16 protein-coding genes are annotated in these 15,795 nt (G+C 68.7%); 15 read left to right on the top strand and 1 reads right to left on the bottom strand.

Going from position 1 to position 15,795, the window contains the following annotated elements; all coding sequences use genetic code 11:
* The first annotated feature begins 196 nt into the window (after positions 1-196).
* From ACFC79_RS32700 to ACFC79_RS32750, 11 genes are all read left to right on the top strand, one after another.
* The gene (locus ACFC79_RS32700; protein WP_376247822.1) at positions 197-2,029 is read left to right on the top strand and encodes a glycoside hydrolase family 15 protein; all 1,833 of its coding nucleotides are present in this window, start codon (positions 197-199) and stop codon (positions 2,027-2,029) included.
* Positions 2,026-3,396: a hypothetical protein gene (locus ACFC79_RS32705; protein ID WP_376247824.1), complete on the top strand. Its 1,371-nt coding sequence runs from the start codon at positions 2,026-2,028 to the stop codon at positions 3,394-3,396. The genes ACFC79_RS32700 and ACFC79_RS32705 overlap by 4 nt, the downstream gene beginning before the upstream one ends.
* Before the next feature lie 5 nt (positions 3,397-3,401).
* On the top strand, positions 3,402-3,845 hold the full coding sequence (locus tag ACFC79_RS32710) for a roadblock/LC7 domain-containing protein (protein ID WP_376247826.1): 444 nt from the start codon (positions 3,402-3,404) through the stop codon (positions 3,843-3,845).
* Positions 3,842-4,201 (top strand): DUF742 domain-containing protein, encoded by a 360-nt coding sequence (locus ACFC79_RS32715; RefSeq protein ID WP_376247829.1) that lies wholly within the window; start codon positions 3,842-3,844, stop codon positions 4,199-4,201. The genes ACFC79_RS32710 and ACFC79_RS32715 overlap by 4 nt, the downstream gene beginning before the upstream one ends.
* Positions 4,176-4,778 (top strand): ATP/GTP-binding protein, encoded by a 603-nt coding sequence (locus tag ACFC79_RS32720; RefSeq protein WP_376247832.1) that lies wholly within the window; start codon positions 4,176-4,178, stop codon positions 4,776-4,778. The genes ACFC79_RS32715 and ACFC79_RS32720 overlap by 26 nt, the downstream gene beginning before the upstream one ends.
* Positions 4,775-5,995 (top strand): cytochrome P450, encoded by a 1,221-nt coding sequence (locus tag ACFC79_RS32725; protein WP_376247835.1) that lies wholly within the window; start codon positions 4,775-4,777, stop codon positions 5,993-5,995. The genes ACFC79_RS32720 and ACFC79_RS32725 overlap by 4 nt, the downstream gene beginning before the upstream one ends.
* 29 nt (positions 5,996-6,024) lie before the next feature.
* A complete protein-coding gene (locus tag ACFC79_RS32730) occupies positions 6,025-7,260 on the top strand; it encodes a cytochrome P450 (protein ID WP_376247837.1) in 1,236 nt (411 codons plus the stop codon).
* Positions 7,257-8,138 carry an SAM-dependent methyltransferase gene (locus ACFC79_RS32735; RefSeq protein WP_376247840.1) on the top strand — a complete coding sequence of 294 codons (882 nt, stop codon included), beginning with the start codon at positions 7,257-7,259 and terminating at the stop codon, positions 8,136-8,138. The genes ACFC79_RS32730 and ACFC79_RS32735 overlap by 4 nt, the downstream gene beginning before the upstream one ends.
* Before the next feature lie 565 nt (positions 8,139-8,703).
* Entirely contained in the window at positions 8,704-10,116 is a 1,413-nt protein-coding gene (locus ACFC79_RS32740; protein WP_376247843.1) for a hypothetical protein, read from the top strand.
* A 211-nt stretch (positions 10,117-10,327) separates the two neighbouring features.
* Positions 10,328-12,259 (top strand): tetratricopeptide repeat protein, encoded by a 1,932-nt coding sequence (locus tag ACFC79_RS32745; RefSeq protein WP_376247846.1) that lies wholly within the window; start codon positions 10,328-10,330, stop codon positions 12,257-12,259.
* Positions 12,256-12,729 carry a hypothetical protein gene (locus ACFC79_RS32750; RefSeq protein ID WP_376247848.1) on the top strand — a complete coding sequence of 158 codons (474 nt, stop codon included), beginning with the start codon at positions 12,256-12,258 and terminating at the stop codon, positions 12,727-12,729. The genes ACFC79_RS32745 and ACFC79_RS32750 overlap by 4 nt, the downstream gene beginning before the upstream one ends.
* A gap of 49 nt (positions 12,730-12,778) precedes the next feature.
* Here ACFC79_RS32750 and ACFC79_RS32755 read toward each other — a convergent pair whose 3' ends face one another.
* Positions 12,779-13,006, bottom strand: coding sequence for a hypothetical protein (locus tag ACFC79_RS32755; protein ID WP_376247851.1), 228 nt, complete (start codon positions 13,004-13,006; stop codon positions 12,779-12,781).
* Between ACFC79_RS32755 and ACFC79_RS32760 the strand changes: the two genes are divergently transcribed.
* The 4 genes from ACFC79_RS32760 to ACFC79_RS32775 form a co-directional block, all read left to right on the top strand.
* Entirely contained in the window at positions 12,995-13,477 is a 483-nt protein-coding gene (locus ACFC79_RS32760; protein WP_376247853.1) for a hypothetical protein, read from the top strand. The genes ACFC79_RS32755 and ACFC79_RS32760 overlap by 12 nt on opposite strands.
* 109 nt (positions 13,478-13,586) lie before the next feature.
* Positions 13,587-14,153 carry a LuxR C-terminal-related transcriptional regulator gene (locus ACFC79_RS32765; protein ID WP_376247856.1) on the top strand — a complete coding sequence of 189 codons (567 nt, stop codon included), beginning with the start codon at positions 13,587-13,589 and terminating at the stop codon, positions 14,151-14,153.
* An 82-nt stretch (positions 14,154-14,235) separates the two neighbouring features.
* Positions 14,236-15,243 carry a hypothetical protein gene (locus ACFC79_RS32770; protein WP_376247858.1) on the top strand — a complete coding sequence of 336 codons (1,008 nt, stop codon included), beginning with the start codon at positions 14,236-14,238 and terminating at the stop codon, positions 15,241-15,243.
* A partial coding sequence (locus ACFC79_RS32775; RefSeq protein ID WP_376247860.1) for a HEAT repeat domain-containing protein occupies positions 15,240-15,795 on the top strand: 556 nt, incomplete at its 3' end. The genes ACFC79_RS32770 and ACFC79_RS32775, both read left to right, overlap by 4 nt.

Consider the following 15,795-nt stretch of genomic DNA (forward strand, 5'->3'; position numbering starts at 1 on the left):
CCTCGCTCTGCACGACCCGGTCCCGGCTGTCGACCCGCGGCGCGAGGTGTGCCGTGCCTGAGCAGTCACACACGCCCGCGTCCGGCACCCCGGTGCCCGAGCCGCACAGACACATCGCTGTCCCCATCCCGCGTCGCCGCCCGCCTCGAATGACGGATCCACACCACGGCACCAACGCCCCCGCAGATCGGACATCATGAACGACCACCCTCGTATCGAGGACTACGGCCTCATCGGAGACATGGAAACCGCCGCCCTGGTCGGCCGTGACGGATCCATCGACTGGCTCTGTCTGCCCCGCTTCGACTCGGCTGCCGTCTTCTCCCGCATCCTCGGCAACGAGGACCACGGATTCTGGCGTCTCGGCCCCGCCACCGCCCCGGGCACCCCCGCCCTGTACGCGGTCCGGCGCCGCTACCGCGACGGATCCCTCGTCCTCGAAACGGACTGGGAGACGGACTCGGGCGCGGTCCGTGTGACCGACTTCATGCCGCCCCGTGACGGCGGGGCCCCGCAGCTGGTCCGGATCGTCGAGGGCATCAGCGGCACGGTCGAGATGTCATCGGTCCTCTCCGCACGGTTCGGGTACGGGCGCGGCAGGCCGTGGATCTACGACGACCGCGGCCGCACCGCCCTCGTGTGCGGCCCGGACTCCCTACGGCTCGACACCTGCGTGCCCGGGATGGAGAAGGACGGCACCGTTCACCACACCTTCGCCGTCACGGAGGGCGAGCAGGTCGCCTTCAGCCTGACGTGGCATCCCTCGCACGCCCTCGCCCTGGCGGCACCGGACGCGGAGTTCGCGCTCGACACCACAAGCCGGTTCTGGCAGGAGTGGACGAGGCAGCTGACTTACGACGGCCCGTACCGCGATCAGGTGCTGCGCGCCCTGATCACTCTCAAGGCCCTCACCTACGCACCGACCGGCGCGGTCATCGCCGCCCCCACCACCTCCCTGCCCGAAGACCTCGGCGGGTCCCGGAACTGGGACTACCGCTGCGCCTGGCTCCGGGACTCCGCGTTCACCGTGTCCACCCTGCTGCGCGCCGGGTGCTGGCAGGAGACGGAGGCGTGGCGGCAGTGGCTGCTGCGCACGGTGGGAGGTGATCCGGAGAACTTCCAGATCATGTACGGCGTGGGGGGCGAGCGCGACCTTTCCGAGCGGGAGGTGGACTGGCTGCCCGGCTACGAGAACTCCGCCCCGGTCCGAGTCGGTAACGGTGCCGCCGGGCAGTTGCAGCTCGACGTGCCCGGTGAGGTCATCGAGACCCTGTACCTGGCCAACCAGTACGGCCTTCCCCGGTGCGAGAACACCGCCGCCCTGCACCTGCGACTCGTGGACTACATCGAAAAGCACTGGCGCAAGCCCGACGACGGGATCTGGGAGGTGCGGGGCGACCGGCAGCACTTCGTGCACTCGAAGGTCATGGCGTGGGTGGCCGTCGACCGCACGATCGGACTTGTCCGCACCGGGGCGCTCAGCATGCCCGCAACTCGTCTGGCCCAGCTCGTCACGCTGCGGGACGAGATACACGCCGAGGTCTGCGACAAGGGATACGACCCGGCCCGGAACACGTTCACACAGGCCTACGGGTCGAAGGCCCTGGACGCGTCGCTGCTCCTGATCCCGCAGACCGGGTTCCTGCCGCCTCAGGATCCGCGGGTGGTCGGCACGGTGGCCGCAGTACGCCGTGAACTGGGCACGGCCGACGGTCTGGTGCACCGCTACCCGACCGCCGGTGACGGGGACGGTCTCGACGGCCTGCCCGGTGGCGAGGGCACCTTCCTGCTCTGCTCGTTCTGGCTGGTGAACGCCCTCGCACACACCGGCCAGCGCGCAGACGCAGTCGAGCTGTTCGAGAAGCTGCTGGCCCTGCCGAACGATGTCGGGCTGCTCGCGGAGGAGTACGACCCCGTATCCGGGCGGCAGTTGGGAAATTTCCCGCAGGCGTTTTCCATGCTCGGCCTGGTCGACAGTGCCGCCCTGCTGGACAAGCTGACGGCGGCCGCGTCGGAGATGGCCGCATGAGCACTTTGTTCCAGCACACCATCACCGTGGTGCCGTCGGTACTAACCGTCGCCGTCGCACTGGCTGTTGCCATCGCCTCAGTGGCCGCTGTACGTAACCGTCGCCAGATCAGGCTTGTGCGGTGCGCTGAGAAGGAGTTGGAGTCGCGGCGCGCGCTGCTTGAACAGGGATGCGCTGACCGGGACCGCGCTGTAGACGCGTTCGCACGTGAGTGGGTGAATGCGTTGACGGAAGCGGTGATGGCCGGGGGCTCTCCCGACACCGCCGAGTTTCCTGTCGAGGGCCGCCTGGCGGGCACCCACTTCGTCCGGCACCTGGAGGCAGCGGGCGACGCCGTCGCAGCGGCGCTCATGAAGATGAAGGATCAGGGCGCTGCGCAGGCCCGGTACGAGGCTCAGCGCGAGGCGCGGGAGGCAACCGCGGCGACGGTGCGCGCGGTTGCCGAGGCGCTGCAGAGTCCTTGCCAGACGCTGATCAAGAAGATCGACGAGGGCCTGGTGAGGCACAAGCATGACCAGGCGTTCGCGACTCTGTCGGAGATCGATCACGAGGCTCACCTGATGAGTCGTGTCGCAGCATCGTTCAGCGTGCTGTCCGGGGGGACTCCGGGGCGGCGCTGGAAGCCGAACTCGCTGACCGAGGTGGTTCGTGGGGCGATGGGCAGTATCCGTCACCACGAGCGGGTGCGGTACCAGCAGCTGGATCACCGGGCGGTGAAGGAACGGGAGATGCAGCCTGTCGTGCACGCGCTGGGTGAACTGCTGGACAACGCGACCAAGTTCAGCAATCCGATATCGCCCGTGGACGTGAGTTTCGACGAGAACTTCTCCGGTATCACGGTCATCATCAGTGACGCGGGCGTGCGCATGAACAAGGAGCAGCAGGACGAAGCTCGCAGGGCGCTGTCCGGGGATCCGGTGAATTTGCACAAGCTCGGCCCGCGCCCCAAGACAGGGTTCTGGACCGTGGGCACGCTCGGTCGCCGTTATGGGTTCACGGCTCACATTGACGGTTCCAGCCCGTGGGGCGGGATGCGGGCGATGCTGTTTCTTCCCGACAGCGTCTTGACAACGGTTGGCCCTCCGCCCCCCTCCGTCATTTCGCACCCTGTCGTGGTGGGCTCTCCGTCTGGTCCCGAACCCGGGCAGTACACCGCCTCGGCCACACCTTCCGGACTGCCGCAGCGGCGGCGGATCGACCCCGAGCCGGCGGTGGGCGAGAGCGACGCGAGGACTGCTCCTCAGCTGTCCAACCGGCCTGGAAGGGCCAGCGTCGTCTCCGACTGGTACAGGAGTACGCGCCGCGCACGTCAGACCCCTGATTCGCTGTCCCCCGCCGATTCTTCCTTCGACGCGAAAAGTGAGTGATTTCGATGACGACTGTCTCCTCCTCGAACCAACAGGATCTCGCGTGGATGCTCGATCAGATCAAGGGCCTGCACGGTGTCAGCTACGTCCTCGTGCTGAGCAGCGATGGTCTGGCGATCGCGCAGTGCACGGAGCTCGACAAGAACACCGCGGATTCAATTTCCGCGGCCGCGGCCGGCTACTGCTCCATCGGCAAGGCGCTCGGCCAGTTCGGTGGCGGGCCGATGCGGCAGTGCATGGGTGAGTACGAGAACGCCGTGATCTTTGTGACATCGGTGGCGGAGAATTCCCTGCTGGTAGTGCAGTGCACGCACGACGCCGACATCTCCGTCGTCGCTGGTGCGATGGAGTCGATGGCACCCAACATGGCCAAGCACCTGGCTTCGAAGGCGCGCACTGGGGGATCCGGCGGCGCGGCGCTCAGTTTCGGTACGGCCGGGCAATCATGACAGTCCCGGCCGTCGGGGGCTGCGGGCTGGTGAGGGCCTACGTCCGTACGCGGGGGCTGACCAGCCCGTCACATGACGAACTGCGGCTGGAGTCCCTGGTCACGGCGGTCGTCGGCCAGCCGGCCGCCGGTGGCCTGTCTCCCGACGAGAGGGCGGTGCTGAGGGTGTGCCGTCCGAGCGATGCCTTGAGCATCTCGGAAATCGCCGCCCATCTCGGCCAGCCACCGACCCTGGTCAAGATCCTCGTCTCCGGTCTCGCGGACCACGGCCTCCTCGCCACTTCCACGCCCCCCATAGCGTCCGAAACCACCGTTCTGGAAAGGGTCCTTCATGGTCTCCGCGCTCTCCCTGCCTGACAGCGCGTACGTCCCCGCCTCCGCAACGCCGATCAAGGTGCTGGTCGCCGGTCATTTCGGGGTCGGCAAAACGACGTTCGTCGGCAACGTCTCGGAGATCGACCCGCTGCGTACGGAGGAGCGCATCACCACCGCCAGTATCGGAGTGGACGACCTCACCGGCAGCAGCCTGAAGACGACCACCACGGTCGCAATGGACTTCGGCCGCATCACTCTGCCGGGCAACGAGTTCGCCCTGTACCTCTTCGGTCTCTCGGGGCAAGCGCGGTTTCTTCCGGTGACGGAGGAACTCATGCAGGGGGCGAAAGGCGCGGTGCTCATCGCCGACACTCGCGCCCTGGGGAACTCCTTCCCGGTGGCGGACTACCTCGAGGAACGCCGTGTTCCCTACGCGGTGGCGCTGAACCAGTTTGCTGGCGCCCGCCAGTACCAGCTTCCTGAGGTGCGGGCCGCCCTTGACTTGAAGCCGGAGACGCCGTTGGTCCGGTGCGATGCCCGCGACACCTCCAGCTGCAAGGACGCGCTGATCACCCTGTTCGAGTACGTCATTTCCCTCGTGCCCCCGGAGCATTCGTGAACGCCTACCCCGTCCCGGCGCCGGAAGACCGCGGCCGGTTTCCGATGTACACGCAGGAGTTCGCCGCCGATCCGCACGCCGCCTACCGGTGGATGCGCGCCAAGTACGGGGCGCTGGTCCCGGTCGAGCTGTCCCCCGGACGCTACGCGACCCTTGTGATCGACCACTCGATGGCGGTGCAGATCCTCAACGACCCTGTCAACTTCCCCGCCGACCCGCGCGAGTGGCAGCTGTCCGTGCCGACCGACTGCCCCATCCTTCCGATGGTCGGGTACCGGGAAAACGCTCTGCGTAGCGCGGGCCGTGAGCACGCCCGGTACCGAGCCTCGAACGTGGACGCCCTGAGCGGGGTCGCGCTGCATGAGCTGGAGCGGACGGTGCGACGGGCTGCGCGGCAGGCCATCAGCAGTTTCTGCGCGCGGGGGGAAGCCGACTTCCTGCACGAGTTCGCCAAACCGGCGGTCCTCGGCTCGATCAGTACCATGGCAGGTGCCCCGAACCCCCTGGCCGGCCTGATTGACACCTCCATGCAGGCGGTTTTCGAGGGCGGGTCCGATGCCGAGCGGGCCAACAACGTGCTCATGGCAGCACTGCAGGATCTCATCGACTTCAAGCGGGCCCACCCGGACGACGACCTCGTCACCCGTCTGATCCAGCACGAGTCCGCGCTCACTGACCCGGAACTGGCCCAGCAAATGGTGACGGTTTTCGGCGCCGGCTATGAGCCCACGACGAATACGATCGCCAACACCGAGCTGCGGATCCAGACCAGCGCCAAGGTCATGGACGGTGTCTCCAGCGGCGCCCTGAGTATCCGGGAAGCTCTGGACGAGGGGCTCTACAACGACCCGCCAATGGCGAACTATTGCCTTTCCTATCCCCCGAGACCGGTGGTACTGGACCACCAGGTGCTGCTCGCGCATCAGCCGGTCGTGATCAGCCTGGCTGCCTGCAACAACGACCCCACGCTCGGCAGCCCGGACCAGAGGCTCGGAAATCGAGCACATCTCGCCTTCAGCGCAGGCCCTCATGCCTGCCCCGCCGCGGACATGTCCATGGTCATCGCCCAGGCAGCCCTCGAAGAGGTCACGGAGGCGCTGCCGGACATGCGGCTCGCCATCAGCCTGGACGAAGTCCGCTGGCGTCCAGGACCGTTCCACCGGGCCCTGACCGCATTGCCCGTGACCTTCACCCCCACCGCCCCCTTGTCCGGCTGACCGAACACGCACGCACGGAGGAGAACCGCATGGACAGCAGCGCTTTCGCACTGGACCCGCAGGCACCCGACCGTACCGGGGAGGACGCGGCACTCAGGGCCCGCGGCCCGGTCACCCGCGTCGACGTGCTCGGCGTCGAGGCGTGGGCCGTTACCGATCCGCAGTGGCTGCGGCAGCTGCTCACCGACCCGCAGGTCTCGAAGGACGCGCGGGCCCACTGGCCCGACTTCGACGCCGTAACAGCCACCTGGCCCCTGGCACTGTGGGTGAGCGTCAGGAACATGTTCACCGCGTTCGGGCAGGACCACCGCCGTCTGCGCAAGCTGGTCCAGAGCGCGTTCACCGCCCGGCGCACACGCGACATGATCCCCGTCATCGAGTCGATCGCCTACCAGCTCCTGGACACCATCGACACCGAGCACAACCCCGGTGACACCATCGACCTGGTCGCCGCCTACGCCCGGCGGCTGCCCATCCTGGTCATCTGCCGGCTCATGGGAGTACCCGAGCACGACCACGACCGGGTACGGCGCCTTGCCGACGTCATCTTCTCGACATCGCACAGCTGGGAGGAACAGAAAGCCAGCCAGGCCGAACTGTACGGGCTGCTGCGCGACCTGGTGGCATTCAAACGGCAGGAGCCGGGCGACGACCTGACCAGTGCCCTCGTCGCCGCACACGACGACGAGCACGGCACGCTGAGCGAGCAGGAACTCATCGACACCCTCCTGCTGGTGATCACCGCCGGATACGAGACCACGGTCGGCCTCATCACCAACGCCATCCGCAACCTCCTCACCCACCCCGACCAGCTCGACCACGTCCGCACCAAGGACGCCGCCTGGAGCGACGTCGTCGAAGAGACGCTGCGCCGGGACGCACCCATCGCGAACCTGCCGATGCGCTACCCCACCAAGGACCTCACGCTCCCCGACGGCACCGTCATCCCCGCCGGCGACCCGATCCTCGCCTGCTACAGCGCGGCCGGACGCCACCCCGGCGAATACGGCCCGGACGCCGGCCAGTTCCTCGTCCTGCGACTGAACAAGGACCACCTCGCTTTCGGGCACGGCGCGCACCTGTGCCTCGGAGCGCCCCTGGCACGCGCCGAGGCCGAGATCGCTCTCGCCAAGCTCTTCGACCGCTACCCCCACGCCCGGCTCGCCGACACCGACACCCCCACCCCGGTCCCCAGCTTCATCTCCAACACCAGCGCCCGTCTCGGCGTCGTTCTGAGCCCCGGCCCGCAGAAAACCGCACGATGACAACACTCACCGCAGTACCCATCAGCCCCCTTCCAATCACCGCCGCACCAGAGTCTGGCCCTGCCTCGTTCACAGCACCATCGAGCGCGAGACTCACGCAGTGGCTGCTCGGCGGCACACACCATGGCCCCGCCGACCGCCGCCTCGGCCTGCGTGTGCTGCGCGCCGCGTCCTGGTTCGAGCGCGCCGTCGGGCTCAGCCACGGGTACGCCGACCGGACCGTATCGATGCTCCGCGAAGCCGGCTTCCGGCAGTTCGTCGACCTGGGCAGCGGACTACCGACCGGCAACGACCTCTTCCCTCCCACGGTGGTGTCCGCCGGTCCGGAATCCTTGGTCATCCATGTCGACTCCGACCCGTACGTCATCCAGCACGGCCCCCGGCTCCTGAACCAACTCGGCAACTCATCGCGGCACCGGTTCGTGCACGCGGACCTGCGCCACGACATGCACCGCCTCCTGGACGGCCTTCGCCCGCACGGCCTGGACCCGGACCGGCCCGCAGCATTCCTGCTCCACAACAGCCTCCCCTGGATCACCCATGACCAAGATGCCCGCGACGTCGTGGGCGCCATCCTCGGGTGGGCGCCGCCCGGCAGTGTCCTCTCCCTCACCCACCTCACCGCCGACCTGTGCCATGACCGATCGGCCAACGCCGCAGCACGGTGCTTCGAGAAGGCAGGGCTGCCCGTGCGCCTGCAAACCGCCAGGGAAATAGCCGACCTCATAGAAGAGCAGCCGCTTCCGTGGCCTGTCGTAGCCCCCGGCATCGCGCCGGTGGGCCTGTACTACCCGACCCGGTCCCGCGCACCGGTCCCGGCCCGCGACAGCGGCGCGTACGCGGCCATCGCGATCCATCCCGAACCCGCACACCACTGACCCACCCGACCAGCCGCGCCCCCGTGAACAGGCAGTTCACCCAGGCACGGCCTCCCCGGAGCCTCCCCGGGCCGCCGCCGCGAAACCCGGCGGCCCGGGAGGCGGCGCAGCGCCTGGCGGCGGGCCAGCCCCCGTACCCCGCCCCCGCCCTGCGCCCCGGTTGCCTCCCGGACACTCCACCGGGAGGCAACCGGTCCCGCCACCTGCACAGAGAGAAGACCGTGAGCACGTCCCGTAAATCCCGTCCGGGTTTCGATTCGCCCCTTGCCGATTCCACCGGTTCCGACAACGACACTGCGCGGGAAGCGCCAGTCTCGTCGCGGACCGCGGCAGTGCAGCGCTGGCTCGGCCGCCGTCCCGGCCCCGAAACGATGCGGGCGCAGCAGTTCGCGGCGGCCCGTGTCGTGCTGGCTGCGGCCTCGGCGCACGGGGTGCCCCGATGACGGCTCCCGCCGATGTCGGGCTCTGCACCAGCGGCTTCCCCTAGCTGCGGGTCCCGTCCGCGTGCGGGACCGACGCCCCCACAGGTATCCGTGAAACCGCACCCTGCAAGGAAGATCAAGACATGCGTCCGCCGGCCCCCGGGCTGACCGTTCAACAGCGCCAAATCGTCGGCTACCGAGCGATCGGATTCAGCCTGCGCAAAACCGCCGCCCAGCTGGACCTCAGCTACTCGACCACGCGTCAGATCCTGCTCTCCGCACAGGATGATGCCTGCGTCAAGAGCACCCGCGTGCTCGTCTACCAGTCCGTGGCCAGCGAGGCCATCACCCTGGAGCACCCCGCCTGGGTACACGCTGCCGAGAAGGCGGCTCGCATGTCGTCCCTCACCCGGCACGTCTGGGCCGGGCTGCGTCTCAACACCGCCGACGGGCAGGACTTGGCCACGGCCATTGCCCGGACCAGCGGCCAGACCCGTGCGTGTGTGGAGAGCACCGTTTCCAAGTTGCGCACCACATGGAAGCTCGACGAATGCGGGCTGGTCGGCCTCGCCTACGCCGCAGGGGTACTGCGCGGTGTGGAGGAGGTGGAACCGGCGCACCTGGCGCCTGGCGTGTCCCGTAGCCAGCGAGAGGCCCTCACACTGCTGGCCGACGACGGCAGCACCTACGCAGCTGTTGATGACCAGCTGGGTGCCGCACCGGGTACCGCGGCGATCCGATTGCGCCCGCTTGGCACACGATGGGGACTGTCGTCCCTGAGCCGTCGCATCATGCTTCACGGCGCTTTCCTTCGCGGTGTCGTCCGTGCGCACACACCCACGCTCCTTGCAGTCGAGGACCCCAGTGCACCGACAGTGGTGTCCTGGCTGGGGCTGGACGTCGCCGACCACCAGCTGCCCACGGCCATCGCGGAGCGGTCGGGCCTTCGTGTCCACCACGTCACTTCGCTTCTCAACCAGTTGCTGGCACACCACGACCTCGCGGATCTTCTCCGCCTCGGGTTCACCCATCAGCTGCTGCCGCGCACCGATCACACACCCGCCCGGCTTCGCCGCACCCACCTTCTTGCACGGCATCAGCCCGCACCTGCCGGTCCAATCACTGTGACGGACCCTCTGGAGCTGCTACCGCCGACGTACACCGCCGGCACCCGGCACCAACCGCGCCTGAGCTCTCTCATCAGCCGGGCCGTCGAGGTCGGGCTGGACGTCCAGGCCGTCCGGATGAGCCCAGAGGTGTGCAGAGAGTTCTTGCGGCGCATGCACCTGCCGACGAGCCAGTGGGGCCCTGTCCTGGTCGATGCCGAGGAAAGGACCGTCTGGCTACTGCTGCGCGCCGCGTCGGTCCTCGACCGGTGGTGCCTGGCCCGCTGCCGTCCCGTGCGCCCGGGCGCCATCCTTCCGCTTCCCGCGCACACCACTCCCACCAATGCTCTCCACTGGCTGTATCCGCCGACCACGTGGTGGGAGGCCGGCGACCTCCACCGGGCCCTCGGACACAGCACAGATGCCCCGGACCGGCCCCGGAATCCCTGAACCTCCCCTTCTGGTGCCCGCACATGACCACCTCGCACCCCTCACCCGTAACAGGAGTCCGATGCCCCACCCGTCGCACCCATCCGTGACCAACACGATCAGCGACGGCCAGATGCGGACCGCAGTCCAGGCCGGCACGATCAACTCACTGCACGTGCACCAGCCCCCTCCCCCTCCCCCACCGGTACCACGTCAGCTCCGGCCCGTACCGATGTCCTGGGTTGACCGCGACGCCGACCTCGCCCGCATCAAAGAGTGGCTGGTGCAGGAGCCGGCCGACACGGTGGCCGTTGTCGTGGTGACGGGCCCGTCAGGGGTCGGCAAGACCGCCCTGGCCACCCGCCTGCTGCACGACATGTGGGCAGCCTTCCCGGGAGGTCACCTCCAGGTCGACTTGCAGGGGCCCGCCCGAACCGGGGATGTGCTCAGCCGGATGCTGCACGCGCTGCGCCCTGGTGACCACGTCCCGCCAGTGCTTGACCTCGGGCAGTGGTGGCGGTCGGCCACCAGCGCCGCGCCGCCGCTCGCCGTGCTGGCCGACAACGCCGTGTCCGGGCGGCAGATCGTGGATCTGCTGCCCGGAGGACCGGGGCACGTGGTCGTCGTCACGGCCGGTACCCGGCTCCCGGACCTGGCCGCGTACGGGGCCTTCGAGCACAGGGTGGCACCGCTGCACCGTGCCGACGCCGACCGGTACCTGCTTCGGTGCCTGGAGTCCACTGCGGTTCCGGTCAGTCCCGCTGTCCGCCGCCGGCTGATCGCCGAGTCCGGCGGCCTGCCGCTCGCACTGGCCGCCGCGGTCGCACGAGCTGCCACCGAGACAACTCGCCTTCCACCTTTCCACACACATACCTGCGAGGACACGATCACCATGACCATTCGGGCCGCCTACAACGCCCTCCCCCCGCGCGCTCAAAGGGTATGCCGCCGGTTCGCGCTCCTGCCCGACACGATCACCGTGGACGAGGGCCTCGCCATCGCGGTCGGCGGCGCGTCCCACCGCACCGCCCGGTCTCTGCTCGCCGCCCTGGTCCAAGCCCAATTCCTGACCGCCGACGGTGAGGAATTGGGCCGCGGACCGGTGTTCTCATTCCGCATGTCCGCACGGGACTACGTGCGCGACCGCGCACGAACCGAGGAGACCGAGAGCAGCGGGACACTGGTTCTGACAGCGGCCCTGGACTGGCTGCTCGCCACCGCCTCCGATGTCGAAACCCGCGTCACCCCCAGCCACGCCGTCCACCCCCGCACCTACACCACCTCCCCCATCCCCGTTCAATTCCCCTCCGACCAGCAGGCGATGGCCTGGATGGGGCACCAGCTCCCCAACGTCATGGCCGCGATCCGCGCCGGTAATGCGGCCGGCCTTCACCGGCAGACGAGTGCGCTGGTCCACGCGATGTGGCCCGCCTGGCAGCACTACCGCCACTACCCCTGGTGGATCGAAGCCCATCGGCTGGGCGTCCGTGCCGCACGGGAATGCGGCGCCCACGCCCTGGAGACCGTGCTGCTCAACACTTTGGGGGTCGGGTACCGGAACACAGGCGAGCACAACGACGCCCTGAACGCGTTCAAACGCACACTCGACCAAGCAACGGCGCGCTCGGACCGGACCATGGTCTCCCAGGCCCTGCACGAACTCGGCGTCACCCACCACAACCTGGGCCAGTATCCCGAGGCATGCCAGTACCTGCACCAGGCACTGGAGATGCGCACCGAGGACCACTACGTGCGCGGGATGGGGCTGACCGAGACCGAGCTCGGACGTCTCGATCTGGCGTGCAGCGACGCGACGGCTGCGGCAGCCCGGCTCAGCCGGGCCGTTTCCCTTCTCACCGAGAGCGAAGACCGCTACAACGCGGCGCGGGCCGCGGCGTTCTGGTCCCGGGCCCTGTCCGGCACCGGAGACCTCAATGCCGCACAAGACCGGGGCCTGCACGCACACGCCGAACTCACCGGCTGCGGCGCACACCGGTGGGCCGCGCACACCCTCGAATTCCTTGGCCTGAACGCCCTGGACCACAATCACCGGGGCGACGCCGCCGACTGGTTCCGGCAGTCACTGAACGCGTATGAGCGCCTGCCCTTCCCCGCGGACACGGCCCGTCTGAAGGTACATCTCGACCGCCTCGCACGGGCATGAGAATTGACGCTGCGGAACTGAACCGCCTCATCGACCGCCTGGTGCCGGGCAGCAGACTCCCGCTCATCAGCCGTCTGGCCCAGGACACCGGACTCGACGCCCTAGACGTCAGAACGGGACTGGCCCAGCTCGACAGCCTCGGAATCGTGCACTACCAGCCATACAGCAAGGCCGGTTCACGGGCCCTGGAGCACGGAGAAATCCACCCTGACGACACCGACGCCGCCCACGACATCACCACACGCATCAGCACCGGTACATACAAGGGCGGCCAGGCCCTGCCCGACGGGCTGATCGCACTGCGTCACGGCCTGACCACCTCGCAGATCACCCGCGTACTACGGGCCCTCGCCCACCAAGGCCTTGTCAGATACGACCGGGCAGGACCCCACGGCCCCGCGTTCTACGTCCAGCCGACACCCTCCGACGCGGCAGACCGCACACCGAACACACCTTCGCACCATCAGTAACTCCCGCCCCAACCGGCTGAAAGCAATGACTGCAGAACCACACACCACTTCACACGACGCACGCAACTGCGCTACCCGCAACCTGCTCCAGGCCCTCAAGGACGCGGGCCTGCACCCATTCCCGCCATTTGGCGCAGCCGATGACCCCCTTGTCCGGATCACCATGCGTGTCCTGGAGGAGAGTCCTGCCAGGCAGGAACTGCCCGCCCTCGGCTCGGCATGCGCCTTGCACCGGTTTCTCGCTGACCACGGAATCAATGCCGACGTGGAAGCGCATGATGGCTTCGCTACGTTCCGGTTCCGCTCACTGGCTGACGCCGAACGGCTCACCGAGCTCATCTCCCAGAACCTGCCGCCCGCACGCAAAGCCACGGTTCGCCTCACCGCGGCGCTCGCCGCAGCAGGATGCGCCAAACCTGACGGCATAAGCCAGATCACCGCCACGAACGGGATTGTCGACCTCGGGCACCTCGACGTCCTTCACGCCCTTCGGCTGTGGGCACTGCTCGGAGCCGGACCGGCAGCCGACCGCTTCGACCCGGAGCAGATGGACTGGCAGACCTGCCACGACCTCGCCCACCAGATGAACGACATCTTCCGCGACGCCTGCAACGGCCCCGTATCCATCACCGCCGACCCGGCCTGCAGCACCTGCACCAGCCACCGGCCCGACCGTATCGCCCTCGGCTTCATCAGCGCGGCACAGGCCCTGCACCTGGCCGGCCGCATCGAGGCGGCCACTGCCTGATGCCCCCTCAGCCCCCTGCCACAGTCCGCCCTCACTGCCCGCCCGGCCCGCCGAACCCGCAGTCCGGCCGGCCCGACGCCGAGGCAGTCCCGCCACCACCGCTGTCGCCGTGTCCGGCACCGACAGCCGCGCCGTCCGCGATCTCCTCAGCCAAACCGGCCGAATACAGCTGGCCGAACCCCGGACACGGCCCCCGGTCCGTATCCACGGCACGCACGTGGTGGACGAGGAGTGCTGCCGGGCCCTGCTCCGGACATACCGAGCCGCGCCCGACAGCCGGACCATCCTCCTCGTGCGCACCATCGGCCTGCACGGCCTCAAAGCGGTCGCACGGCTCGGCATCTCCGCTGTGCTCCTGCGCGCCGAGATCGCGTGCGTTGCCGATGTGGTGGCCCGCGTGGCCGCCGGCGGGCACCGGCTGCCGGAATGCCTCCGCCGCCAGGTCCTCGCCCAGGCGCAGGGAAACCAGCCCCTGGCCCGCCCCGACGTGCTGTCCCCCTACGAGGCTGATGTCATCGCGCTCTTCGCCCAAGGGATTACGACCCCACGCATCGCCCGTATCACGGGCACCACCGAGCACAGCGTAACCACACGGATCAGCGGTCTCGTCACACGCCTGGGCGTGCGCTCGCACAGCGCTCTGGCCAGCTACGCCCGCGCCCTCCACATCGTCTGACCCCACCCCAAATCCGGCCGCCATCACGGCGGATCACCAGCAGCACAGCATGATGCTGCACCACAGAGACGGAAACCAGCACGTGCCCACCACACCCACCCGATTACCCGCTCGCCCCCTCGCCGCCGCCACCGGCCTGCTGTCACTGGCCGCGTGCGCCCCCGTCGCCTCGGGCATCCTGTTGTTCGGCGACCTGCTCGGCGTCACCTGGTCTCCCCGCGCATACCGGACCGCTGCCCTTGCCCAGACAGCCGCCGCAGTCCTCACCTCCTTCTGGCTGGTGTGGACGACAGTGGCACGTACACGCCGGGACCCCATGTGTCCCTCGCGACGCCGGCTAGAGCAAGCTGAAGCCGCCTTTTACAGCGTGATCGTCATTGCCGCCTTCTTCCCCGACGGCCCCGACACCCTGGGCACGACGCTCTTCTGCTGCGCTCTCGCACGGCTCGCCATGGCAGTGACCGCCTCCCACGACCGCCCCCTCGACCTGTCCCTCGGCACCCGCACACCGGCAGAACGCCTGCAGACCTGGAGCATCACCGAACGCACAGTCGGCGCATGCATATTCGGCGCAGCCGCAGCCAGCCTCTGCATGTACGCCCTGCGGTTCATCAAAGCGGACATTGCCGTTCCCATGATGGCGGGCGACCAGCTCGCCACCATCGGGATCGGAGGGGCTGGCGATCTGGTCCTGACGGTCCTGTGCGCCCTGGCGGTCGAGGACATCGTGATCGTCGCAGCCGGTACCTCGCTGCTGACCGCTGCGGGCAGGCCAGCTTGGCAGATCTACACCGTCATCTGCACGGTCGAGGTCGCGCTTCACGCCTACCTGGGCCTCCCGGCCCTCGGCATGGCCCTGTACGCAGCAGCCCGCGTGAAGCTCTTCCGCGCGTACGGACGCGTCCTCCCGCTGCTCGTCGGCCACGCCGCCTTCGACGTGCTCGGTGGGCTCACCACGCCGTTGCCGCTTCTCATCCGCCTGCCGGTCCTCCTCCTGGTCGGCACGGCCGCCTACCGCATCGGCACCCGGATCCGACAAGCCGCCGCCGCGGACACCAAGCAGCACGCGCCGCACCAGGAACTGACATGAAACACACCTTCGGTCACCGCACGACACTCGGCCTCCTGCGTTCCCTGGCCGCGGAACCCGGACCCGACTTCCGGGACATGCTCGGCGAGGCCAATGCGCGGCCCGACCTCGTCGCTTCGGTACGACACCTACTGCGCAACGGCTCCCGCAACGAGAAACGCATCGCACTGCTCGCGCTCCGCGCGGCACCCGCTCCCGATGCCGCCACCACGGCACGCACGGCTCTGCCGGACGCAGATCCGCAGGTGCGCCTCCTGGCCATGGAATTCCTCACCGACGCCTCGGCCGACACCAGCCGGGACCTCGTGCGCATGCTCGACGACCCGGAACCAGAGGTCCGCAGCCGCGCCATGAGCCTCTTGCTGCGTCTGGAACCGGTACCCCGGGCGATCAGAAGCATGCTCGACTCCCCGGACGAGAGGCTGAGGGCTTCCGTCATCGAAGCGATCGACGACAAGTCGACGCGACGGTTGCTCGACGACCTGCGTCCGGGTCTTCGTTCCCCCGCCCCGCGCGTCAGGATCGCCGCGCTCGACGCGCTGACGCGCCTGG

This window comes from Streptomyces sp. NPDC056061 (genome assembly GCF_042266885.1).
Lineage (GTDB): Bacteria > Actinomycetota > Actinomycetes > Streptomycetales > Streptomycetaceae > Streptomyces.